Origin of the sequence: Vibrio sp. SCSIO 43155 (assembly GCF_023716605.1) — a bacterium.
Taxonomy (GTDB): Bacteria; Pseudomonadota; Gammaproteobacteria; order Enterobacterales; family Vibrionaceae; genus Vibrio; species Vibrio harveyi.
Map to the genome: position 1 here is coordinate 970,644 of NZ_CP071853.1, position 21,645 is coordinate 992,288.

A 21,645-nucleotide genomic window follows, 5' to 3' on the forward strand; every position below is an offset into this window, starting at 1 on the left:
GCTAGGGTATGCTGAAAAGTTATTTGTCTATTACTAAACCGGGCATCATTTTCGGCAACCTGATTTCTGTTGCGGCGGGGTTCTTCCTCGCCGCAAAATCAGAACCCGTTAACTTTCTGTTGTTGCTAACAACGTTAGTTGGCGTGGGGCTTGTGATTGCATCAGGATGCGTGGTGAACAACATCTTCGACCGCGATATCGACCAAAAAATGAAGCGCACGCAAAACCGTGAATTGGTGATGGGAAACATCAACATCGACGCGGCGTTTGTCTATGCTTTGGTGTTGCTGCTTAACGGCACAGCGTTATTGTTCCAATTGGTGAATCCGCTCTCGGCTGTGGTTGTACTCTTGGGTTACGTGTTTTACGTCTTCTTCTACACCATGTGGTATAAGCGAAATTCGGTCTACGGCACTTTAGTCGGCAGCATTTCTGGCGCGGTTCCTCCTCTGGTGGGCTACCTTGCTGTGACGAACTACATCAGCTTAGAAGCGATTTTACTCTTCATTATGTTTTGCCTCTGGCAGATGCCGCACTCTTACGCGATTGCCATGTTCCGCATGCAAGATTACCGCGATGCAGGCATTCCTGTTCTTCCCGTTAAAGAGGGCATTACCAAAGCGCATCAACATATGAAGGCGTACGTGGTTGCTTTTGGTGTGGTTGCTATTGGGTTGTTTATGCTGGGTGAAGCGGGTTACGAGTATTTAGCGGTCTCGGCAGCAGTGTGCTTTATGTGGACACGAGTGACATTCCAAAAAGTGAATTACAACAACTACATCCAATGGTCCAAAGCGGTGTTTAAGGTGTCGTTATTGGTCGTGATGAGCATCAGTGGCGTGCTTGGCTTAGAGTTGATTCCACTGCCGTTTATTCATTAAAGAGCGTATCTACGTGATTTGCTCTTTATGATAAACATATGTATTGCATTTTTATTGATCTGTTGTCGAAAAAGTAATGCCTAAATTTTCTTACTAAGTAAAGCCTAGTTAAATTGGTTACGTTTAACATGTTTGTTCATAAATGAGTTTTATCATATTTCGACTAGGCAATATAAAGTGCTATTAATAATAGAGAAACCAGTAGGAAAAAATAGAGCTAACAAAAGTAGCGATGTAAGGAAAATCCAAGCCCTTCTAAATGTTTCCAATCGTAAAAAGGGTCTACCTATCATCAATATAACTGGAGTGTTTGACGAAAAAACATCAAAATCGCTGCTTAATTTTAAGAAATCCACCCAACATAAACAGCTATTAGATGAAAGTGTCACACCCAATGGGAATACTTTTAAAGCTCTTAAAGAAGTTTTAGCTACTACGTTTACAGTTAAGTCAATTAGTCCACCGAAAGAAGGAGTGTTAACTTGGAACTCGGAAGGTAATGAGGGAGGTAGGTTTCATAGTAGAAAACTACATGTACCAAGTGAAAACTCAGGGCTTACACTAGGGAGAGGTTATGATTTGAAGCTCAAATCAATCACAACAATTCGTCGTGACCTTGCATTTTCTGGGGTCAAGCAAGAGAAAGCCACAATATTACTCAAAGCTAGAGGTTTAAAAGGTGCTCAAGCGCGAAGCTTTATAATCGATAATGATTTATTAGATTTTGAGCTAACAACCGATGCTCAAATTAAGTTATTCAAAATTAGTTATGATCATGAAAAGTCAGAAGTCATTAGAATTTGCAGAAAGTTAGATGTAGTTAATCGCTACGGAGTTACAGATTGGGATAATTTAGATGAGAAAATAAAAGAAGTTCTTGTTGATTTAAAATTTAGAGGTGATTACAGTCCTGTAACGAGAGTATTAATTCAGCCTATTGTGGTAAGAAATGATGTTGAAGCATTCAAAGAAGTAATGAGTAATCGTGCTAATTGGCAGAGTGTGCCTCAAGATAGATTTGAGGCTAGAGCTAAGTTCCTACAATAGCCTTAAGGTGATTCCTATGACTAATTTGAAAAGTATCTTGTTGTGCATCGTATTTTTGATTCCTTCTAGTGCTTACGCTGAACTCCCTGCATCTTTAAGTTCTGTAAGTAGCTATCGAATAAATGAGCAGTTAGTGCGGATTGCGATTCACAATATGGAAATAAATCCTTTAATTGAGGTAGATACCATTGATACACCCAGTTATAGGCTCAATGATTCCAAGAAGATAAACTCTATTTTATTAGATAAAGAGGTTTTAGCTTTTAGTGACTCTGCAGGCGTTTTTGTCGAAGATTACGGAAAACGAGGCACTAAACTGTTTTTTGTATTGGATTATTTTTATTTGCAAAGTGGGAGTGTCCTTGTCGACTGCGAAGTCTCATTCAACAAAGGAAAAATCATGCAGCCAGAATGCTCAGTAAAAGAATACGAAGAGGTAGAGTAGAGTTTGTCCCGTTTACCTATTTATCTCACTAAACCTTAATCCAGATTAAAGTTTTGCCGCAGTTTCGGCGGTAAGGTTCGCGTCGCTCATCGCACTGAACAGAAATTCAGAGAAGGAACAGCCATGCTTTGTGTATCGCTGTTCCTTTTTCGTTCCTGCTCGGTAGTGATCTATACCCAAGTAACCTCGAGATGCTTGCATCAGCGAGAATGACTTGGTTCGTAGACGCGGCGGCGATTTGAAGATCTAGTTACTCTAAATCAATAATCGACAACAAAGTATACGAGCCAAGACCCTTACTATTTGCAAAGAGGGCCCTTCGGGAGCGTGTCATTAATTCGATCTCTGTGTCAAACAACTTGGAAAGAGCAGGCTATTCCGCTGCGTTGTTTTCCTTGATCTCGAATCAATGACAACGCTCTGAATCCTGCATCTTGAAGTCACTTGGGTATGTAGAACTAAAAGACAGATTTTAAGAGGACTGGACTTGAGCATTTTGTTTTCAGAAGCCCGCATTGGCAACATGACACTAAAGAACCGCTTTGTACGTAGTGCTACGTGGGAAAATATGGCGACAGAAGACGGTCATATGACCGATAAGTTGTACGACATTTATGAAGAACTTGCCAAAGGTGAAGTGGGTCTGATCGTTACTGGCTACGCAAACATCGTAGAAGAAGAGAAGCCGAACGCAGGCATGATGGGGATCTACAACGACTCTTTCATCGATGAATACAAAAAGCTGACGGATCTTGTCCATGAGCATGACGCTAAGATCGTCATGCAGATCGCTTACGGTGGCACAAAAACGACCTTCAACGTTGGTGAGCGTGTGATTTTTGCCCCAAGTGAAGTGCCAGAGCGCGGCACCAAAACGGAAGGCAAAGCGATGACTCAAGATGAGATTGACTACATCGTTAAAGCATTTGCGCTAGCGAGCAAGCGTGCGCAAGATTCTGGCTTTGATGGTGTAGAAATCCACGCGGCGCACACGTACTTGATCAACCAGTTTTTAAGCCCATACTACAACCGTCGTGAAGACCAATATGGCGGCAGTCTTGAGAACCGCATGCGTTTCCTTATGGAGATCTATGCCGAAACACGCAAGCTAGTTGGTGATGATTTCCCGATTCTGGTGAAGCTGACAGCAACAGAATTCTTCGATGGCGGTTTGACGTTCAATGAAACGCGCATTGTCTGTAAGAAGCTTGAAGAAGTGGGCGTGGATGCGATCATTGTATCGGGTAACATTCACGGCAACGCAAGCACCATGGTGGGTGAATCGTTCGACGGTTACACGCTACAAGAAGAAGGCTACTTCCATGAATACGGTCAAGTGATCAGCCAAGATGTGAACGTACCGGTAATTACCGTAGGTGGCTTAAACGACTTCTGTGCGATCGAAAACTTGGCTGTAAATACCAAGATTCAATTCTTCGCGCTTTCTCGTCCGTTATTGGCAGAGCCACAATTGATCAAGCGCTGGAAAGACGGCAACCGTGCTGAAGTGGACTGCGAACGTTGCTCTAAGTGTCGTACCAAGCGCGGCAACTTCTGCGTGGTTTACAAGCGCAGAAAGTAAAACATCCGAAACGGGCAGCTTGTGTGTAACTGCCCGTTTTATGTCTCCGGTCACTCCCTTTAGTCCAGTCATTGATTCTCCTTTCACAAACAATTCACGCTTTAATTGTTACAGTTTGCAGTCGAACAATCGCGAGAGCTGTGATAGTTTTCGCTCGCACTTTTAAATCTAATTGGTTGTATTAATGAAGAAAATTGTACGTTTGGTTGGCGTAGTCTCCACTCTTTGTGCCCAATCTACTTATGCCATGAGTGAGAAAGATTGGGACGTGTTGACCGATCTTGGCGCGTATGGCTTGGTCGCAACGGCGGCGGCTGTTCCGGTATACAAAGCGGACTGGGATGGCTTTTGGCAAGCTGGCTTTAGTATTGGTGCTGCGTCTGGTGTTGGCTTAATTGGTAAAACCACCATTGATGCTGAGCGTCCAGATAAAAGCGGCAACGACAGTTTTCCTTCTAACCATACGGCTAATGCTTTTGCTTCGGCTACTACTCTTTATTTGCGTTATGGTTGGGAAGCAGGTTTACCTGCATACGGTGTTGCCACATTAGTCGGCTATGGCAGAGTAGAGGCGAAGAAACACTATTGGCGAGATGTGTTAGCTGGTGCTGCATTGGGCACATTGAGTGCTTACGTGTTTACAGATGCTTATGATGAGAATGTTCAACTCGTGCCTTGGGTGACAAGTGAAGATGTCGGTGTTTCAGTTACTTACCGCTGGTAATTTGAGACCCGATAAAAAAGCCTCGGCATAAACCGAGGCTTTGTGTTACTAAATTCTAAAACGTTCGTGATTAGAACTGAGCTTTAATCCAGATCATGCGGTGGTCAGAAGAAACGTCCTTACCGCTCCCTTTCTCACCAATGCGAGGATCGTTAAATAGCTTACGACCTTCTTCATAAGATGCAGCCCAGTAAACGCCAGAATCCACAACGTTTAGGTTTGCTGATGGCATAGCGTAGTCAACACCTAGACCAAATGTTGAAGTAATGCGATTTGGAATTGGGTGAGTAGAACTGTCGTCCACTGCGTGTTCTGCTGCGCCAAAGCTTGTTGGGTAAAGCTCGCCATTCATCACGTCTTGGTTAACTAATGGATCATTGTGGAATGCTTGCATGATCTCACTAAAGCCATCACCATCCAATGGGTCAAGGTTTTGGTCGCCCATCATGACGAACTTCGCACCTTCTGCCAGACCGCCTTTCTTACCAGCATCATCGTAGAAGTAGTCTTTACCCTGTACGTAATGATGCCAGAACTCAACCTCTGCACCGTTTTGTACTTTGTTTTTACCTGTATCAAACACTGGTGGGGTCGGGTGTGACATAAGCAGGTGAACAACTTCATCGCCTTTTTCTGTTGGGATGATAATTGGTGCGTCTACGTGGTTTTTAGAAGACAGACGAATTTGCTCCCACTCTTCAGTAGTGTACCAATCGTCACCACAGTCCATGCCTTCAGGGAATTTGCTTGGGTCGTCGCATAGCGTGATGGTAGGGATCTTAGCGCCTTCCATATCTTTCCATTTAAACTCTTGGAAAGTACGTGTGTTGTCTGTGTCGATTTTGTATTTAGACATTAAAGCGAACGCGTATTGACCGTGGTAGTTACCAAAGCCCCAAGCGTCACCAGGTAGTTTGCCTTTTACGCCATCGTTATCTAAGTCTAAGCCACTATTTAAGCCAGTATTTGTCGAGTAAGACTCCGCGTACGGGTACTCGATAGGCTCTAGATCAGCTTTACCGCCTGCACCTTCAAGGCTTTGTGCGATAGAAAGGTAGTTTTTCTGGAAGCCCTCTAGCGCGGCTTTGTTTTCGCCAGTGCCATCGTTATTGTATTCCGCCATCATCAGAACATCAGGGCGGTTCTTCTGGATGATTGCTGCTACGTTACGGATCTGAATGACTTTCTCAGCCATTGCTTTGTCTTCCGCAGCAATTGATTTATCAAGGTACGCAGTAACGAGCTGAGTTTGTTTTGCTGGTTCAACTTGCATTTCTGCAACAAGAGCTTCGAAAGTATAGCGATCAAAAGAGAGGTTATAAGTGGCGATCTTTACTTCTTTAGGTTGAACATTCACATATTCAGTATCGTCATTGCATCCGGTAAGTAGGGTCGCACCAATGAGGAGAGCAAGAGGTGTTTTTATATATTTCATGAGTATGTCATACCTTATAATTGGATTCGCGCAAATACTAAAGTTATCAGTAGCTTTTGTAAGCGACATGAATCACACAAACGATTGCGAATTTGCATGCTTGTTCCGGTTTTGTGTGATTTGTGCAATAAATGCATCACTTTCAACAGCAGAAGTTTATATACAAACTGTTAAATAAAGGTGTTTATACCCAAGTGACTTCAAGATGCAGGATTCAGAGCGTTGTCATTGATTCGAGAGTAAGGAAAACAACGCAGTGTAATAGTTAGCTCTTTCCAAGTTGTTTGACGCAGCAATCGGGTCAATGACACGCTCCCAAAGGGCGAGCTGTCTTGGCTTGTATACTTTGTTGATGATTCTTGATTTAGAATGCTAGATCTTTAAATCGCCGCCGCGTCTACAAACCAAGTCATTCTCGCTGAACCCAACATCTCGAGGTTACTTGGGTATATTCTATTTAATTCAAATGAACTTATTTTTCTTATTAATCGATTCGACGTTTACGTGAAGTCACTTCAATTTTGTTGGTAAGCGCTTTTTATTTATAATGTGGATTCACAAGAAGTGAGGACGACCTCACCGCTCTTATCACTATCGGGGACGACCCCAATCATTTGGAATCTCTCAATGGCTTGGGCAATTCTATTTCTCGCGGGGCTATGCGAAGTGGCATGGGCGGTCGGTCTTAAATACTCGGAAGGCTTTAGTAAGCTTGCGCCGTCTGCCTTTACGGTCGGGTTTATGGTGTTAAGCTTTTGGTTACTTGGTATTGCACTTAGAACATTACCTCTAGGCATTGCCTACGGTGTTTGGGTCGGAATAGGGGCTATAGGAACTGCGATTGCCAGCATCTATTTATTTAATGAACCAGCCACGTTAATCAAGCTCATCAGCTTGCTGCTCATTGTTGCCGGTATTGCTGGCTTAAAGTTCGCCGCTTAATCTAGTTGAGCTGTCAAAAGAAAAGCCAGAGTCTTGCTCTGGCTTTTGTTGTTTGAAACAAAGGGGCTCCTTTATAAAGAGCTTATTATCGCTTCATAAATGGCAGTTTTAGGTGCTGTCCAAAGACATTAATCAAAGCGCCAGCCACGATGAGAGCTCCCCCCAGATATGTCCATGCCGCAGGCAGTTCTCCAAAGAAGACGATACCTAACACAACAGAAAAAATGATCTGTACATATGAGTAAGCCGATGCTTTACCAGCTTCTTGTGTTTGCATTGCCTTCGTTAACCCCAGTTGTCCTATCTGAGTAAACACACCAACCAAAACAAGCATCATTGTTAGATACAAATCCGGCATGACGAATTGATCGCCAATCAAAAGAATCGATGCAGGCAGCGCCACTAATGGGAAATAAAAGATGATGACAGAGCTGTCTTCTGTCTGGCTTAGCTTACGCACGATTACATACGCAATAGAGCTGCCAAATGCGCCTAAGATAGCAATCATCACACTGAACATTGGTAAGGCATGTTCGGCGTCTGGACCAGTTTCTGGTCGCACCATGACGTAGACCCCAAGTAAACAAAGGGCGATACAAATAAACGTCGAGAACTGGATACGTTCTTTAAGGAAGAAAACGGCGAGTAAGGCAGTAAAAACAGGGTGGATATACTGAAAAATGGTCGCTTCAGCCAGTGGCAAAGTCGTAACGGAATAGTACACGCACATCAGAGCCATGGTTCCAACGGCACCGCGAGCAAAGAGCAAGGGCTTATTATTACCCCAAACGGATATACCTTTACGTTTTACATCGAGATAGCTGATCACTAACGAAACCAGCGCCCTAGCGGCTACGATTTCAAATACGGGAATGCCGTGTAAGCTAACGTGCTTGACCGTGGCAGACATCAGTGCAAAACCAAACGCGGACAGCACCATAAAGCGCACGCCAATGGGAATCATTGAGTTGAGTGAGTTAGGCATCTTACTGCTCGTTTATTGCGGGAGATCGCACTTTAGCACACTAAACTCACAAAAAGATCAGTACGCTGGGATAAAGCCCGCGTTTCTTTTTGAACCGAGGTAGACTGTCTTGTTCAGAGTAAAAACAATAATTTCTAAAGGAAAAGTGGATGATTCCTATTCAAGCAACGCATGTGTCCGGTGTGGTGATTTCTGAATTCGACGGCATAAAGAAAATGCTATTACTAGAACGAGTGAAAGGCGGCTATTGGTGTCATGTCGCTGGTGGTGTCGAAGAGGGGGAAACTGGCTGGCAAACGATCGTACGAGAGCTTAAGGAAGAAACACAGATTGAAGATGTAGAGCTTCATACTGCAGACTTTCTCGAACAGTTTTATGAAGCGCACAAGAATCGAATCATGGTTATTCCTTGTTTTGTATTATTCTGCAAGCCAAATCAAACAGTAACGCTTAATCATGAACATACCGACTACCGTTGGTGCACGTTAGAAGAGGCAAAACAACTCGTACCATTTGCCAATCAACATCACCTGTACGAGCATGTATGGAAACACTATGTTGAAAGCGAACTGACGCCATTCACTTTGATCAAGCAAAGTTAACTACGGAATCACTATGTACCAAGGCTATGAACAACATCAGGCACTACAAATTACTGAGCGTATTTCCATTGAGCCTTTGCTGACTAAACATGCTTCTACCTTGCTCTCTGTGGTTAATGAGAGTCGGGAGAGTTTATCTCAATATCTACCTTGGACAGACTGGGTCACTAACCGTAGAGAAGCGGTGGCGTATATTTCTCAACGGATTAATTCCAATGCTCTCGATGCTTATTGGTTTGCGATAAACCTAAATCAAGAGTTTGTCGGTGTGCTTGGTATCAAAGGCATCGAAACACAAAGCAAAGCAACCGAGATTGGATATTGGTTGGCGGAGAAAGGTCGGGGTCATCAAATAATTGATTTGGTCTTGATGAGTTTGGTGCCACTGATTCGAGAAAGAGGCAATGCAAAAGCGATCCAATTTCATTGCATGGAAGACAACATACCAAGCATCAAAATTGCAGAGCGCGCTGGTGCGACGCTAAAGGAATACATTGATCATGATTTTGAGATGCTCGACGCCAGTCAGCGTTTGGGCATTTATGAATTGCATTTGAGAGAGTCGTAACGCATGAACATCAGTATAGATAAAATCACTTGGCAAGATGCGATGCCAATTCGCCATCAAGTACTTTGGGCAAATAAACCCATCGAACATTGCAAAGTAGAGGGCGACGAGGAAGCGGAGCATTTTGGCGCATTCGTCGACAGCGTATTGGTGGGGGTGGCGTCGATATACCGAGATGACAATCAAGCTCGATTGCGCAAGTTTGCTATCTTGCCTGAGTATCAAGGGTTGGGTATTGGTTCATCCATGATTCGATATGTGTTAGAAAGTCTTAAGTTCTCACCTGTTGAATATTTCTGGTGCGATGCGAGAGAATCCGCACTGGCTTTTTACGAAAAATTTGGGATGAACGTTGAAGGCGAACGCTTCTACAAATCTGACGTCTCTTACTACAAGATGAAATTTGCGCTTTAACCGAAACAAATCTGAGTTTGAACTCTAACTTCCTTATTGCGTTAATAGTCAGGATGTTGCCCTTATGTTAACTTTAAATCATACATAAGTGCGACATTGCCCTAGATTGGGTGCACAAGGAGAAAATCATGAATGCGATCGTCGACGTCGAAGTTGGTCAACTGCTGCAACAAAAATTGGATAAGCTCAAAGCTGCATACAATGCCGAACCTTATCCGGGTTTAGAGGCAAGAAAACAGAAGCTTAACCTTCTTAAGCAGACTATTTTGAATAACCAGCAAGCGCTAGTGGAAGCCTTAAGTGAGGACTTTGGTTACCGCTCAGAATTTGATACAGCAATGACGGATGTATTGCCGACGGTTGCTCAAATCAATTACACCTTAAAACGCCTTAATAAATGGTGTAAGCCAAGTCGCCGTCATTCTGGTTTGTTACTTGCCCCGTCTAAAGTCTCCGTTGAATATCAACCTGTTGGTGTGGTGGGTATCATCTCGCCTTGGAACTTCCCAGTAATCCTCAGCTTATCGCCATTAGTCACCGCGCTTGCGGCAGGTAACCGAGTGATGATGAAACTCAGCGAATTTACACCGATGACCAACAAGGTGATTTCTGAGATTTGTCGAGCATTGCCTGAAGATGTCGAGGTGGTTGAGGGTGAAGCCGAAGTGGCTCAAGCGTTCAGCAAATTATCGTTCGATCACCTACTGTTTACTGGCTCTACTAATGTTGGTCGCGCGGTTGCTCGTGCTGCAGCGGAGAATTTAACCCCAATTACCTTGGAGCTTGGTGGTAAGTCTCCAGTTATCGTGGCAGATGATGCTAACTTGAACAAAGCAGTTGATGCGATTTTGTTCGGTAAATGCATCAATGCCGGACAAATTTGTGTTGCGCCAGATTATGCCTTTGTACCAGAGGGAAGGGTTAACGAGTTCGTCGCACACTTCTTACAACGCTTTGAAGCGCTGTACCTCAAAGGTCAAGAAGAACAAGGTTTTACTCATATCATCAATCAGCGTCAGTACGACCGATTAAAGGCGGTATTGGAAGATGCCAAAGCCAAGGGCGCGGAGTTACATACCGTGCCTGAAACGAGAGCAGAAGGTCGACGATTATATCCGCACTTAGTCACCAATGTTTCGGAAGAGATGACCATTATGCAGGAAGAGATCTTTGGTCCTCTTATGCCAATCAAGCCTTACCGTGATATCCAAGAGGTCATCAGCTACATCAACCAGAATCAACGCCCACTTGCGCTCTACATCATGTCAGAAGATAAGAGCATTATTGAGCGAATTACCCGTAACACTCACAGTGGCGGGGTCGGAGTGAACGACACGATTTTGCACGTTGGCGCGGAAGACGCACCATTTGGTGGTATTGGTGAATCTGGTATCGGTCACTACCATGGCGAGGAAGGGTTTAGAACCTTTAGTCACGCCAAAACCATCCTGAATACACCAACGTGGCTACCTCGTGTAGGCATGTTGCTGGAACGTCGTGGCATGGCGATCAAAGCATTGCAAAAGTTCTTTATGCGTTAACGCTATTGATATTGGAACTTCAAGAAAAACGTTCTGCGGTAGAGCCGGAGGTCTATGACTGACTCATATTAGCTGCTGGGCAAACAAATAAGCGCACCTTAACATATCGTCGTGGTGCGCTTTTTCATATTTATACCCAAGTAACCTCGAGATGCTAGGTTCAGCGAGACTGACTTGGTTTGTAGACGCGGCGGCGATTTAAAGGTTTAGTGGGTCTAAATCAAGAATCGGCAACAAAGTATACAAGCCAAGGCAGCTCGCCCTTTGGGAGCGTGTCATTGACCCGATTGCTGCGTCAAACAACTTGGAAAGAGCTGGCTATTACACTGCGTTGTTTTCCTTGCTCTCGAATCAATGACAACGCTCTGAATCCTGCATCTTGAAGTCACTTGGGTATAGTTTCTTTGTTTCGTTAACATCACTAGCGCTAAACGCCGTCGCTATTCTAGATGTTTAAACTGCAACGCGACCAATCGTTGATACAGTTCACAGCTTTGCATCAATGATTGATGGTTACCGATATCAATCAGTTCGCCACCGTCGAGTACTGCAATTTTATCTGCGTGCTGAATTGTCGATAAGCGGTGTGCGATGATCAACGTAGTGCGGTCTTTCATCAAGGCTTCAAGCGCTTGTTGAACATGATGTTCACTTTCACTGTCAAGTGCGCTGGTGGCTTCATCAAGCAGCAGAATTTTCGGATCTTTTAGAATTGCACGAGCAATGGCAATTCGCTGTCTTTGACCGCCAGATAGCCTTACGCCACGCTCACCTAAAAAACTATGATAGCCGTCAGGTAGCTTTTCGATAAATTCATGAGCATGGGCTTTCTTTGCTGCTTCAATCACTTGTTCGTCTGTGGCTTCCGGATTACCGTAGCGAATATTGTGGAATACATCATGGCTAAACAATGCGGGTTGCTGTGGGACTAATGCCATTTGGCGGCGAAGATCGTTAGGATCGAACTGTCGAATATCTTCACCTCCAAACAATACATGTCCTTGCTGCGGGTCGTAAAATCGTTGTAGCAGCTCAAACAACGTTGTTTTACCGGCACCAGAAGGACCAACCAAGGCTAACACTTTCCCTTGTTCTGCTTTGAGATTTAATCCTTTAATAGCTGGCTGATCGGGGCGAGAAGGGTAGTTGAAGTTCACTGAGTCAAACGTGACTTCTGCAGGCATGCGGTCGGTAATAGTAAGGTGATGGCTTGGTGCACTGATATCACTCTCAACTTGCAGGATCTCAATCAATCGTTCGGTTGCACCAGCGGCTCGTTGCAATTCTCCCATCACTTCAGAAATAGTGGCAGTAGAGGATGCAACCATGATGGCATAGAACACAAACGCAGCTAAATCACCAGCCGACATCTTGCCATGAATAACGTCACTGCCACCTACCCAAAGCATGCCTGCAATAGCGCTGAAAACAATCACAATAACGCCGGAGATCAAGATTGCGCGCTGTTTGACGCGTTGTCTGCCTACCTCGTAGGCTTTTTCTACTTCGACAGCAAACGCTGCGCGTTCATGCTGCTCTGAGCTAAAGCTTTGCACCGTTTTTATGTGTTCTATCGCTTCGCCAGCGTAGCTGCCCACATCCGCCATTGTGTCTTGGCTTTGACGCGATAAAGCACGAACGCGCCGACCATAAACTAATATCGGCACCAAGACAAAAGGCACAGACGCCAAAACTATCAAAGTGAGCTTAACGTTAGTAGCGAACAACATAATGATCGCACCAAAGCACATCAATGCACTGCGCATCGCCATGGAAAACGACGAACCAATAATGCTCTGAAGTAGAGTCGTATCAGTCGTGAGGCGAGACATAATGTCGCCGCTGCTGTTGGTCTCAAAATAGCTCGGATGCAGGGTAATCACATGATTAAACACCGCAAGGCGAATATCTGCGCTGACGCGTTCTCCAACCGAAGAAACCAGGTAGAAGCGGAAGAACGTTCCAACGGCAATACATAAAGTGACGGCAACAATAAACTGAATCGCGTTGGTTAGCTCTTGTAATGATTGCTGAGCAAAGCCTTGGTCAATCAGGATACGTACGCCATAACCGACGGACAACGTTAGGCTTGCTGTCGCAACAAGTGCGACTAGGGCAGCAGCGACACGCCATTTATAAGGCGAAATAAAGGTGTTGAGTTTAAGAAGAATGCCAAGGTTTTTATTATTTTTACTGCTCATGAGTAGCTCACAAAGCTTTATAGGTACTTGGCATAGTAAGCGACTTTTTGAGACGTGACCAGTGGCGCGTCCGATTCGAGTCACGGTTCATTCGTTAGAAAGAATACAGTCTCATGGAACCTAATTTCTCACTATTTGTTATTGGCATATGCTAATAATGAGGGCTACAGTTCATATCCCATTACCAATGAATAAGCGCCTCTCGCCTTTGAATGTTGAGTTAGATGCATGATTCGTGAACGCTCTTATTAAAGCAGCTTAAGTTCAGAGACGTCTCAGATACAGAAGGATTTTATGTCACACCACAACCCCAAAAACCACCAGCAGTGTGCAGTGTGTTGCCAGCCATTTTTCAACGCCAACGATACTGTTCAGTTTTCCCAGATGCCGAATGGCGGCGTGCAGTGCGAAATCGTACCAACAGAGAAAGTTCAGGGATATCAAGGTGTCATGCAAGGCGGAGCAATCTGCGCTTTGCATGACACGGCTATGACCCACTGCCTTTTTGCTCAAAAGATATGTGCAATGACAGCAAAGCTCGAGGTTCGCTTTATCAAACCGGTTCCCCTTAATGCCATCATTCGCGTTGAGGCGCATTGCGTAAAGAGCAAACGAGGAATGTTTCTACTGCAAAGCGAAATCTATGTAGGGGAACAATGTTACTCAAAAGCAGAAGCGAAGTTCATGCAGCATGTTGTCGACGCCGAATATTGACCTCAAAAGCCATTGGGATTATCGATAACATAAACCCAACCTCCATCTACATAATGCATGACTTCCAATGCCGTTCCTTGTATCGCGTTTTTTGTCTGAGTTGCACCTTGCGAAGTGTTCATTATTTCCCAATCTGAACGCACCATGGCAATGTCATCATTAATGTGGATGGAAACGCGCTTTGTATGCATGGTGACATCGCCTTTCATAAAACCTTCCAATACGCGTTTTATCGCTTCTTGCCCTTTGGCTTGATTGCCTTCTTTATCCAAAATAAATACCGCATCTTGATGGAAAAGTGTTCCTAATCCCTCCAAATCTTTATCCGCAAAGTATTGACCAAATAATGCATGTAACTCTGATGGTGTTTGTGGCTTCGGATAGAGCGTCTCCGCATGTAAACCAAGTGAGACAAAAGAAATAAACAGAAAAATATATCGCATAACGTAATCCTCTAATTATTGCCTCAGGCAGTTTTCGTCCCTTTGCCTAATTGCCAATTCAAGATAGAACGGTTAGTTACGAATTAAAATTAGCTTCCCAAAAGTAACTAGTTACTCTCAGGTAACTAATGGTCTGAGGTGTAGTGTTTGATTACACTGGCGGTAAAAAACGGATTAGGGAAGGGCGATGTCGTCAAAAGTAAATCATCAAGTACAGCCTGTTGGCTATTGCAGCGTGGATAAATACTTAACATTGATATCGACTAAGTGGACTGCTCACATCGTTTGGTTGCTCGGGCAACAAGAAGAGATGCGATTCGGTCAAATTCGCAAGCAATTAGCGCTGGTTTCAAGCAAGGTGCTCACCGAACGCTTGAAGTTACTGTGCGAATATGGGTTTGTTTGGCGAAAACAAGAAGACACTATCCCTGTGACTGTGAATTACGGTTTAACCCCAAAAGGTAGAGAGTTTGCTAGTGTTGTCGACATCATAGTCCAAAAAGTTGATGACTGGGATGCCGAGTAGGTTACGCATCTAACCCTTTAGAACCCTTATGTAGAAACTAATAGATATGTTGATTGCATCTGATTGTGGAATGAGACTGAGAATTAACATATACCTGTATTACCGACCTTAAAAAAGAGTCACAATCATTACGGTTTTGACGGGTTGATTTATGAAATTTAATACATCTATTGACGATAATTTTGCTTCTTTCTACGACAGAGAGAACGACAACTATGTCTTTGTCGAAAGTACGGATAATGAAAACTTTGATGTAACAATAGGTACGGCAAGCGGCGCGACTTTGGTAGGTACTGTATCTGCAAAAAATAATGAGGAGCTGAATGCTAAGCTCGGAGCTCTGTATCAAGGTTTTATGATGAAAAACGAGCGCGATTCTTAACGATTAGGTATTTCTAATCATAAACAACCATAGATTATTTACCTTTACTATGATGCTTGAGAACAAACATCATAGTCGCGAGATCTAAGCGCGGTTTTTCGCGAGTAGCAGATCGACTTTCCCTTTCGCTGTTTTACTCACGGTTTGCATAAACTTAAAGCTTGGATTGTGAATGCCGGATTGCTCCAAGCCCTCGACCATTTCAATCCAGAGTTTTGCTGTCATCTGTGCATCGGCTAACGCTCGGTGAAAAACGCCGTCATTATCGATGTTTTTGAAGCGAACTAGTTCTCCGAGTTTATGAGAAGGAGCATCTTGAATTAAACGTCTTGCCACTAGCAATGAGCATGCAAACTCGCCTGAGTAACCACAGTTGATTCGTTCAAGCTCCGCATCGAGGAAGCGCTTATCAAAAGATGCGTTGTGGGCGATAAGATTTTCACCGGCAATGAACTCGCTGAATGATGCCATCACTTCATCGCAGCTTGGTGCGGTGCGTAACATGTTATTGGTAATGCCAGTGTAACCCTCGATGAAAGAACTGACTCTAAAGCCTGGGTTCATCAGTTGCTGAAAACTATCGACAACCTCACCGTCGACTAATTTTACTGCACCGATTTCAATGGCGCGGTCACCCATATTCGGAGAGAGACCAGTGGTTTCAAAGTCGAGTACGACAACAGAGTTAGCTTGGGGCATGAAAGTTTTCCAACTGAACGATAAGGGGCAAGAGTATCAACGAAACGGATACAAAAAGAAAGGTTATGATGGGTAGACTGTGTGAGTTAGGTTATTTACTATTCTTGATTCATTCCAACAAAGACATTGCGATTGCGCGCTCTTTAAACGAGCGCTTTTAGCTTCGAGGGAAATTATGGAAACGATCATCAAACAAGCAATTGAGCTGCGAAAAGAAGCTAAGTATCAAGCGTCGAGAGCGTTACTTACAACACTACTAGACGATGAACATTTTGCCGCAAAAGCGCACTTACAAATCGCTTGGTCGTACGACAATGAAGGCAAAGAGCAAGAAGCAATCGGTCATTACTTGTCTGCGCTTTCAGGAACACTCTCTTCGCTAGAAAGATTTGATGCTTTGTTCGGCTTAGCGAGTACCTACCGAAGCCTTGGCGAGTATTCAGAAGCATTAAGCTATTTTGAACAAACGTTGGATGAATACCCTAATGCGATCGAAGTTCAGCCTTTTTATGCAATGTGTCTTTACAATGTGGGTCGACATAAAGAAGCCACATCATTGTTACTCGAACTCTTAGTGTCCACCACCAACAGCGATGCAATTAAAGAGTATCAGCGAGCTATTTCTTTGTACGCTCGAGATCTCGATAAAACTTGGTAGCTTTTGGTTCTAGTAATCATCAAATATTCAAAAAAGATTCACTACGCGCGGCATTTACGCCTTGTTGTTTTTATCATTAAAGTGGTGTGTTAAAGCTTCATTAAGGCGCTTGCTCACCGTTTTAAAGTGTTACATCCATGGAGAGGACAATGGAATACTTTCAGTACTATGGGATCGACTGGGTTGCGATGGTACTTACGTTTCTTGCCATTTGGCAAATCGGAAACAAGAACAAAATTGGTTTCATCTTAATGATGTGCGGAAACACCAGTTGGGTTGCAGTCGGGTATCTCACAGGCAGCGTGGCAATGATAATCGCCAATATCATCTTCTTCTCTATGAACCTACGAGCCATCATCAAGTGGTCTCAACCTGACGACGAATCAAAAGTGACGCCAGTTGAGCAATAAGCGGTAAATTGAACAAGTGCAGGAGAGGGGACGGGTTTATTTAGTGTTCTTGTTATGTATTGAGTGTTTCAAATGCTCGACAAACGTTTCAAATGCTCAATAAACATCGGGATCTTCTTCGCTACGTGCTTTCTGGAAGCGTAAAAGGCGTATAACACCAAATCTTCTGGCTTGTATTCAAGTTCAACGACTTCCAGTACTCCGGATTGTACGTCTTCATAGCAGAACGCTTCGGGAAGAATAGCAAAGCCAAATCCTGCTAACGCGCCGGCTTTAGCAAGTTGCCCACTATTAACCTTAAATGCAGATTGTACTCGTTGAGTTATCTGCTCTCCTTCTGAGTTTTTGAAAACCCAAGGCATTCCTTTCAATGCAGTAAAACTGCTAATACAAGGAAGGTGTTTTAAATCGTTAATTTTGAAAGGTTTTTGGCATGCTTGCAGCAGTATAGGTGAGGCGACAACAACGCTAGACCAGCGCTTAATCTCTTTGGCAATCCAATTGCTGTCTTCAAGTTTTCCACGATGAAAACTCAAGATAACATCAAACCCATCAAGCAAATCCTCTTTAGGGCTTAGGTTGGTCTCGCAACTCAATGAAATCGCAGGGTGTTGAGAACAGAAAGAGACAACCGCTCGCGCCAACTCCGGTGAATCTGGCATTAAAACGTTAAGTTGTCCCGTGACTTGATGTGAGTGTTGCGTGACTTCTTCGAGCGCATCATTCAGTTTGTCCAAAAGAGGTTGCGTACGTATGTAGAGGTGCTCTCCGGCATCTGTAGCGCATATTCTTCGGGTTGTTCTATCAAACAATCGCACATCAAGTTGTTCTTCTAGTAAAGCAATATGGCGGCTGACATTTGAAGTCGGCAGGGATAAAAACTCGGCGGCTCTCTTAAAGCTATTGTTTTCATAGACACAATGGAAGCTCTTTAGCCATTGCTGATCAATTCTCTCAAGCATTTTGGTTTATCCCATATTATTGGATTATAAAGCCCGTAAAGTGCACTTTATTACTTGAAACAGGTTTATACAATGCTCGATAACATTATTTCTAAGTTGAAGGATCCCAATGAGTTGGCTAGAAAAGCTATTAGATAAAAAGAGCATCATCAGTACGCGCAAAGCATCCATCCCAGAGGGGGTATGGACCAAGTGTCATTCTTGCGAACAAGTTTTGTATCGGCTCGCCCTTAAGGAGAACCTAGAAGTTTGCCCAAAATGCCAACATCATATGCGGATGTCAGCGCGGCATCGTTTGGATAGCTTTTTGGATAAAGGGGAGCGGATAGAAATTGGCAGTGAGTATGAGCCAACAGATATGCTCAATTTTAAGGATAAAAAGCGCTACAAAGAACGTATCGCACTTGCTCAAAAGAATACAGGAGAGAAAGATGCATTAGTTGCAATGAAAGGCGAGCTACTAGGTTTACCCATTGTCGCCTGTGCATTCGAGTTTTCATTTATGGCAGGTTCAATGGGGTCGGTCGTAGGGGCTCGTTTTGTTGATGCTGTCGATACAGCAATAGAAGATAATTGTGCATTAGTTTGTTTTTCAGCTTGTGGTGGCGCTCGTATGCAAGAGTCCTTAATGGCGTTAATGCAGATGGCAAAAACCAGTGCAGCATTAGCACGTTTGTCTGATGCACGCTTGCCCTATATCTCGGTATTGACTGATCAAACGTTCGGCGGCGTCTCTGCAAGTTTGGCTATGCTGGGGGACATCAACATTGGTGAACCTGCAGCCAAAATCGGGTTCGCAGGGCGTCGTGTGATTGAACAAACCGTGCGAGAAAAGCTACCGGATGGCTTTCAACAAAGTGAGTTTCTACTTGAGCATGGCGCTCTTGATATGATCGTACAAAGGCAGGATATGCGAGAACGAGTAGGTGGGCTAATAGCAAAGTTGACCAATACAAGTATCCAGATAGATGCAGGGTAACTTTGTCTTGTTGACATATAAGCTTGCTGCTTTGTCACGGTTTTTTTACTGGGAAACAAGGAAGACCAGAAGCGCGGTCTTCCTTGATAGTCTGATACGAGAATATCTTCGAGAAGGGTTTAGCGTTATCTATTCGTCATATTGTACTGAATAGTTTGGCTAAAGCTTGGCAGTGTGACCTCTAGCAGTGCCACATCTGGCAGAGTATCACCGTCGCTGTTCTGGTATTGATAGCGGTATGTGCTGACTGCATCGCCAGCGGTTTGTTTCATTGATTTGATTGGATGGAAGGCAAGACCAAAGAAATCTAAGTCTACTTTCCACTCTTTCACTGGATCTACATAGTAAACACCATAAACCAATGAACCATCATCCACATACTCCATTTCAAAGGTTTTGCTGCCTTTGCCGAACAACTTCTGAGTTGCTTTTTTGATTTCGCCATTCGGGTAGTATTGCAGCAAGAGGGTACTCTTTTCCTTTGGTGTCGAGAGCTTAACCTCACGGATTTTTCTTAACTTACCATCTTCATGGTAGGAGTAATGAAATTCGCGAACAGACATATCGTCGCCAGACTGCGGTACTTGGCGGCGTTGAAGAAGTTTGCCATCAGCACTATACGTATATTGAATTCGATATGTCGCGATAGGTGTACCGTTAAGATCGGCAGCCTCATCCTGAAAGACTTGCTTATTCTCAACATCAACTTGACCGAGTTCGTTATAGCTGTATTGAGAGATGAAGTTTTCTTTGGTGTGTCTAACGTAACTGTTGATTGAGCCGTGCTTCATTAGCGCACGTGCAGATTCCAAAAAGCCTGCATCGTTATAGGCGTAGTCAAATGTACTGTCTGCGTAGTCGCGCTGTGTTACTCGTCCTAGCTGATCGTATGAGTACGCGCCAGCTACAGTCAGTTGCCCTTGGTTAGACTTTGCTATTTGTGTTAAGCGAGATTGGTTTGCAGTGACCAGACCTTGGTCAATGTAATCTTTAAACACAGAATAGTGTTCGTAAGCCGTAGCGTTAAATGCAGCGAAAATTGCCAGACCGGCGAAGCTTCTTTTAATGTTCATAGTTAGTAGCCTGTTATTTATGGTTTTTATTAATTTTTCAATCGGAAGAGAGGTTTAACTCGACCGATGTAAGTGTTCTCAATTTCAGTATCGAGAAGCAAAGCTGAGCTTATCAGTAGGATTTTATAAAGTAAGCACAAATATGATAATAATTATCATTTAAACTTATTTGTTTGAGATTGATTCAAAGAAAAAGCCAATGAAAACGCTCAGAGACCATAAAAAGAGGGGGCATTTTGAAACCAGAAGCAATGTGGTGAAGTGACCTGCCTACATTGCTGTATCGCCAATATCAGCATGCCCGGTCGTTGTTTAATCAGTTGCGCGGCAATGTCAGGGAATCTTACTAATATGCGAGCTTACTAACACGCCATACGTGACACTTAATGTATTCTTACTGGAAGCGAAGAAGAGGAATCTATCAATGTCAAAAAGCTCCAAGCTTCAGAATGAAGACAAACTGGTTAAGAAGGCACTAGAGATTGGCGGGAAGATGGCGAAGCTACAAGGTTTTGACCTTCCTCAGTCACCACAACCTCTAAGAGTAAAAGCGATTTATCTATTCTTGGTCGATGCAAAACAGATAACGCCACTGCCGGAAAGCAAGCTAGACGGCGCAAGCATCAAACACAGACTGGCAGTGTGGATACACAGTGCTTTGCCAGATAACGACCCTCTAAAGTAGAAAACTCAAGAAGTCGCATAGGTCATTAATTAACATAGACCATTAATTAACAAGGCGAGCCAAATGGTTCGCTTTGTTTGATCTTGGCTAGTGCACCGAGGCCTTCTAATGTTTCGTTATTATTGATTTACAAAACAGAATCAAAAGGACTAAAGATAAACCAAGAGAAGCGCTACAATGCACGCGTTGCGAGAGAGCAACCAAGTAGACTCATTCACAGAAACCTTAAAGTAACCATACATGTCTAAAGATTTCGAATTCACCACAGAATACACACTCGACAAACCATTCTTTGCTGAGTGTTATGATCAAACTAGCCAGCCAGTTAAGTTCCCACACGCATACCTGAAAGGGATCTTGTTTCTTATTTTTGGTGTGGTTTTATTGGAGTTTGAACTGCTACCTAACGGTTATGTGGGTTGGTTCTTTATCGTATTGAGTGTGATTGAAGCGTTCAGCGTGTACTGCAAGCGAACGTGGTGGCTGTGGCGTCAAACCATTAGTTCAAGCCGTGGCAACAAAGTGGTGTTTGAAGTTAACGCGGATGGCGTGCGCTACAAAAGCGGTAAAATCGATCGCAGCCTCGCTTGGAAAGAAATCGACCAACTCGAACAAACCGATTTGGGCTTTATCCTTCATATTGGTAAACAACGCCAATACATTAGCAAATCTTGCTTAAATGAAGAAGTCATCGCGTTTATGGTAGAGCAGCACGCGGCATCGAAAGCGAGCTAACAAATTCTTACT

General features: G+C 43.7%; 25 protein-coding genes. 18 read left to right on the forward strand and 7 right to left on the reverse strand.

Features of this window, described 5'->3' with window-relative positions:
• Positions 1-8 precede the first annotated feature (8 nt).
• The 5 genes from cyoE (at position 9) to J4N44_RS21235 (ending at position 4,679) form a co-directional block, all read left to right on the forward strand.
• Positions 9-881 carry a heme o synthase gene (gene cyoE / locus J4N44_RS21215; RefSeq protein WP_252045741.1) on the forward strand — a complete coding sequence of 291 codons (873 nt, stop codon included), beginning with the start codon at positions 9-11 and terminating at the stop codon, positions 879-881.
• A 177-nt stretch (positions 882-1,058) separates the two neighbouring features.
• The gene (locus J4N44_RS21220; RefSeq protein ID WP_154202565.1) at positions 1,059-1,928 is read left to right on the forward strand and encodes a DUF8812 domain-containing protein; all 870 of its coding nucleotides are present in this window, start codon (positions 1,059-1,061) and stop codon (positions 1,926-1,928) included.
• Positions 1,929-1,944: 16 nt separating this feature from the next.
• Positions 1,945-2,373, forward strand: a complete 429-nt coding sequence (locus J4N44_RS21225) for a hypothetical protein (RefSeq protein WP_230845188.1) — start codon at positions 1,945-1,947, stop codon at positions 2,371-2,373.
• 487 nt (positions 2,374-2,860) lie between these two features.
• On the forward strand, positions 2,861-3,955 hold the full coding sequence (locus J4N44_RS21230) for an NADH:flavin oxidoreductase (RefSeq protein ID WP_252045742.1): 1,095 nt from the start codon (positions 2,861-2,863) through the stop codon (positions 3,953-3,955).
• 184 nt (positions 3,956-4,139) lie between these two features.
• Positions 4,140-4,679: a phosphatase PAP2 family protein gene (locus J4N44_RS21235; protein WP_252045743.1), complete on the forward strand. Its 540-nt coding sequence runs from the start codon at positions 4,140-4,142 to the stop codon at positions 4,677-4,679.
• A gap of 70 nt (positions 4,680-4,749) precedes the next feature.
• Here J4N44_RS21235 and J4N44_RS21240 read toward each other — a convergent pair whose 3' ends face one another.
• Positions 4,750-6,114 (reverse strand): endonuclease/exonuclease/phosphatase family protein, encoded by a 1,365-nt coding sequence (locus J4N44_RS21240; protein WP_252045744.1) that lies wholly within the window; start codon positions 6,112-6,114, stop codon positions 4,750-4,752.
• A 627-nt stretch (positions 6,115-6,741) separates the two neighbouring features.
• Here J4N44_RS21240 and J4N44_RS21245 point away from each other — a divergent pair.
• Positions 6,742-7,056: a DMT family transporter gene (locus J4N44_RS21245; protein ID WP_005451619.1), complete on the forward strand. Its 315-nt coding sequence runs from the start codon at positions 6,742-6,744 to the stop codon at positions 7,054-7,056.
• Positions 7,057-7,141: 85 nt separating this feature from the next.
• On the opposite strand, the gene J4N44_RS21250 is transcribed toward J4N44_RS21245, so the two are convergent.
• Positions 7,142-8,041 (reverse strand): DMT family transporter, encoded by a 900-nt coding sequence (locus J4N44_RS21250; RefSeq protein WP_252045745.1) that lies wholly within the window; start codon positions 8,039-8,041, stop codon positions 7,142-7,144.
• A gap of 149 nt (positions 8,042-8,190) precedes the next feature.
• Here J4N44_RS21250 and J4N44_RS21255 point away from each other — a divergent pair, with 149 nt between their 5' ends.
• The 4 genes from J4N44_RS21255 (at position 8,191) to J4N44_RS21270 (ending at position 11,166) form a co-directional block, all read left to right on the forward strand.
• The gene (locus J4N44_RS21255) at positions 8,191-8,643 is read left to right on the forward strand and encodes an NUDIX hydrolase (RefSeq protein ID WP_005451621.1); all 453 of its coding nucleotides are present in this window, start codon (positions 8,191-8,193) and stop codon (positions 8,641-8,643) included.
• 13 nt (positions 8,644-8,656) lie between these two features.
• On the forward strand, positions 8,657-9,211 hold the full coding sequence (locus J4N44_RS21260; protein WP_239924711.1) for a GNAT family N-acetyltransferase: 555 nt from the start codon (positions 8,657-8,659) through the stop codon (positions 9,209-9,211).
• A gap of 3 nt (positions 9,212-9,214) precedes the next feature.
• Positions 9,215-9,625, forward strand: a complete 411-nt coding sequence (locus tag J4N44_RS21265) for a GNAT family N-acetyltransferase (RefSeq protein WP_239924712.1) — start codon at positions 9,215-9,217, stop codon at positions 9,623-9,625.
• Positions 9,626-9,753: 128 nt separating this feature from the next.
• Complete coding sequence (locus tag J4N44_RS21270) at positions 9,754-11,166, forward strand: coniferyl aldehyde dehydrogenase (protein ID WP_252045746.1); 1,413 nt, start codon at positions 9,754-9,756, stop codon at positions 11,164-11,166.
• Positions 11,167-11,606: 440 nt separating this feature from the next.
• Here the strand turns inward: J4N44_RS21270 and J4N44_RS21275 are convergent, their stop codons facing one another.
• Positions 11,607-13,367 (reverse strand): ABC transporter ATP-binding protein/permease, encoded by a 1,761-nt coding sequence (locus J4N44_RS21275; protein ID WP_252045747.1) that lies wholly within the window; start codon positions 13,365-13,367, stop codon positions 11,607-11,609.
• 294 nt (positions 13,368-13,661) lie between these two features.
• Between J4N44_RS21275 and J4N44_RS21280 the strand changes: the two genes are divergently transcribed.
• Positions 13,662-14,081, forward strand: a complete 420-nt coding sequence (locus J4N44_RS21280; protein WP_047515694.1) for a PaaI family thioesterase — start codon at positions 13,662-13,664, stop codon at positions 14,079-14,081.
• 2 nt (positions 14,082-14,083) lie between these two features.
• On the opposite strand, the gene J4N44_RS21285 is transcribed toward J4N44_RS21280, so the two are convergent.
• On the reverse strand, positions 14,084-14,524 hold the full coding sequence (locus tag J4N44_RS21285) for a YybH family protein (RefSeq protein ID WP_009696756.1): 441 nt from the start codon (positions 14,522-14,524) through the stop codon (positions 14,084-14,086).
• Positions 14,525-14,711: 187 nt separating this feature from the next.
• Here J4N44_RS21285 and J4N44_RS21290 point away from each other — a divergent pair, with 187 nt between their 5' ends.
• Together J4N44_RS21290 and J4N44_RS21295 are read left to right on the forward strand one after the other, a co-directional pair.
• Positions 14,712-15,050 (forward strand): winged helix-turn-helix transcriptional regulator, encoded by a 339-nt coding sequence (locus tag J4N44_RS21290; RefSeq protein ID WP_005451632.1) that lies wholly within the window; start codon positions 14,712-14,714, stop codon positions 15,048-15,050.
• Positions 15,051-15,201: 151 nt separating this feature from the next.
• The gene (locus J4N44_RS21295) at positions 15,202-15,432 is read left to right on the forward strand and encodes a hypothetical protein (protein WP_009696755.1); all 231 of its coding nucleotides are present in this window, start codon (positions 15,202-15,204) and stop codon (positions 15,430-15,432) included.
• An 84-nt stretch (positions 15,433-15,516) separates the two neighbouring features.
• Here J4N44_RS21295 and J4N44_RS21300 read toward each other — a convergent pair whose 3' ends face one another.
• Entirely contained in the window at positions 15,517-16,131 is a 615-nt protein-coding gene (locus tag J4N44_RS21300; RefSeq protein ID WP_009696754.1) for a 3'-5' exonuclease, read from the reverse strand.
• Positions 16,132-16,306: 175 nt separating this feature from the next.
• Here J4N44_RS21300 and J4N44_RS21305 point away from each other — a divergent pair, with 175 nt between their 5' ends.
• The gene (locus J4N44_RS21305) at positions 16,307-16,789 is read left to right on the forward strand and encodes a tetratricopeptide repeat protein (RefSeq protein WP_050925196.1); all 483 of its coding nucleotides are present in this window, start codon (positions 16,307-16,309) and stop codon (positions 16,787-16,789) included.
• Positions 16,790-16,938: 149 nt separating this feature from the next.
• Positions 16,939-17,199, forward strand: a complete 261-nt coding sequence (locus tag J4N44_RS21310) for a nicotinamide mononucleotide transporter (protein WP_009696752.1) — start codon at positions 16,939-16,941, stop codon at positions 17,197-17,199.
• A 68-nt stretch (positions 17,200-17,267) separates the two neighbouring features.
• Here J4N44_RS21310 and J4N44_RS21315 read toward each other — a convergent pair whose 3' ends face one another.
• Entirely contained in the window at positions 17,268-18,161 is an 894-nt protein-coding gene (locus J4N44_RS21315; protein ID WP_252045748.1) for a LysR family transcriptional regulator, read from the reverse strand.
• A gap of 109 nt (positions 18,162-18,270) precedes the next feature.
• On the opposite strand from J4N44_RS21315, the gene accD reads away from it, so the two are divergent.
• Positions 18,271-19,140 carry an acetyl-CoA carboxylase, carboxyltransferase subunit beta gene (gene accD, locus J4N44_RS21320; RefSeq protein ID WP_252045749.1) on the forward strand — a complete coding sequence of 290 codons (870 nt, stop codon included), beginning with the start codon at positions 18,271-18,273 and terminating at the stop codon, positions 19,138-19,140.
• A gap of 125 nt (positions 19,141-19,265) precedes the next feature.
• Here the strand turns inward: accD and J4N44_RS21325 are convergent, their stop codons facing one another.
• Complete coding sequence (locus tag J4N44_RS21325; RefSeq protein ID WP_252045750.1) at positions 19,266-20,213, reverse strand: hypothetical protein; 948 nt, start codon at positions 20,211-20,213, stop codon at positions 19,266-19,268.
• Positions 20,214-20,637: 424 nt separating this feature from the next.
• Here J4N44_RS21325 and J4N44_RS21330 point away from each other — a divergent pair, with 424 nt between their 5' ends.
• Together J4N44_RS21330 and J4N44_RS21335 are read left to right on the forward strand one after the other, a co-directional pair.
• Positions 20,638-20,898: a DUF5062 family protein gene (locus tag J4N44_RS21330; RefSeq protein ID WP_025557554.1), complete on the forward strand. Its 261-nt coding sequence runs from the start codon at positions 20,638-20,640 to the stop codon at positions 20,896-20,898.
• Positions 20,899-21,138: 240 nt separating this feature from the next.
• Positions 21,139-21,633, forward strand: a complete 495-nt coding sequence (locus J4N44_RS21335; RefSeq protein WP_188052690.1) for a YcxB family protein — start codon at positions 21,139-21,141, stop codon at positions 21,631-21,633.
• The last annotated feature ends 12 nt before the right edge of the window (positions 21,634-21,645 follow it).

Excerpts from the sequence above, each read along its gene's own strand:
- cyoE (WP_252045741.1), top strand. The coding sequence starts at position 9 with ATGCTGAAAAGTTATTTGTCTATTACTAAACCGGGCATCATTTTCGGC.
- J4N44_RS21225 (WP_230845188.1), top strand. The coding sequence starts at position 1,945 with ATGACTAATTTGAAAAGTATCTTGTTGTGCATCGTATTTTTGATTCCT.
- J4N44_RS21235 (WP_252045743.1), top strand. The coding sequence starts at position 4,140 with ATGAAGAAAATTGTACGTTTGGTTGGCGTAGTCTCCACTCTTTGTGCC.
- J4N44_RS21240 (WP_252045744.1), bottom strand. The coding sequence starts at position 6,114 with ATGAAATATATAAAAACACCTCTTGCTCTCCTCATTGGTGCGACCCTA.
- J4N44_RS21245 (WP_005451619.1), top strand. The coding sequence starts at position 6,742 with ATGGCTTGGGCAATTCTATTTCTCGCGGGGCTATGCGAAGTGGCATGG.
- J4N44_RS21250 (WP_252045745.1), bottom strand. The coding sequence starts at position 8,041 with ATGCCTAACTCACTCAACTCAATGATTCCCATTGGCGTGCGCTTTATG.
- J4N44_RS21255 (WP_005451621.1), top strand. The coding sequence starts at position 8,191 with ATGATTCCTATTCAAGCAACGCATGTGTCCGGTGTGGTGATTTCTGAA.
- J4N44_RS21260 (WP_239924711.1), top strand. The coding sequence starts at position 8,657 with ATGTACCAAGGCTATGAACAACATCAGGCACTACAAATTACTGAGCGT.
- J4N44_RS21265 (WP_239924712.1), top strand. The coding sequence starts at position 9,215 with ATGAACATCAGTATAGATAAAATCACTTGGCAAGATGCGATGCCAATT.
- J4N44_RS21270 (WP_252045746.1), top strand. The coding sequence starts at position 9,754 with ATGAATGCGATCGTCGACGTCGAAGTTGGTCAACTGCTGCAACAAAAA.
- J4N44_RS21275 (WP_252045747.1), bottom strand. The coding sequence starts at position 13,367 with ATGAGCAGTAAAAATAATAAAAACCTTGGCATTCTTCTTAAACTCAAC.
- J4N44_RS21280 (WP_047515694.1), top strand. The coding sequence starts at position 13,662 with ATGTCACACCACAACCCCAAAAACCACCAGCAGTGTGCAGTGTGTTGC.
- J4N44_RS21285 (WP_009696756.1), bottom strand. The coding sequence starts at position 14,524 with ATGCGATATATTTTTCTGTTTATTTCTTTTGTCTCACTTGGTTTACAT.
- J4N44_RS21290 (WP_005451632.1), top strand. The coding sequence starts at position 14,712 with ATGTCGTCAAAAGTAAATCATCAAGTACAGCCTGTTGGCTATTGCAGC.
- J4N44_RS21295 (WP_009696755.1), top strand. The coding sequence starts at position 15,202 with ATGAAATTTAATACATCTATTGACGATAATTTTGCTTCTTTCTACGAC.
- J4N44_RS21300 (WP_009696754.1), bottom strand. The coding sequence starts at position 16,131 with ATGCCCCAAGCTAACTCTGTTGTCGTACTCGACTTTGAAACCACTGGT.
- J4N44_RS21305 (WP_050925196.1), top strand. The coding sequence starts at position 16,307 with ATGGAAACGATCATCAAACAAGCAATTGAGCTGCGAAAAGAAGCTAAG.
- J4N44_RS21310 (WP_009696752.1), top strand. The coding sequence starts at position 16,939 with ATGGAATACTTTCAGTACTATGGGATCGACTGGGTTGCGATGGTACTT.
- J4N44_RS21315 (WP_252045748.1), bottom strand. The coding sequence starts at position 18,161 with ATGCTTGAGAGAATTGATCAGCAATGGCTAAAGAGCTTCCATTGTGTC.
- accD (WP_252045749.1), top strand. The coding sequence starts at position 18,271 with ATGAGTTGGCTAGAAAAGCTATTAGATAAAAAGAGCATCATCAGTACG.
- J4N44_RS21325 (WP_252045750.1), bottom strand. The coding sequence starts at position 20,213 with ATGAACATTAAAAGAAGCTTCGCCGGTCTGGCAATTTTCGCTGCATTT.
- J4N44_RS21330 (WP_025557554.1), top strand. The coding sequence starts at position 20,638 with ATGTCAAAAAGCTCCAAGCTTCAGAATGAAGACAAACTGGTTAAGAAG.
- J4N44_RS21335 (WP_188052690.1), top strand. The coding sequence starts at position 21,139 with ATGTCTAAAGATTTCGAATTCACCACAGAATACACACTCGACAAACCA.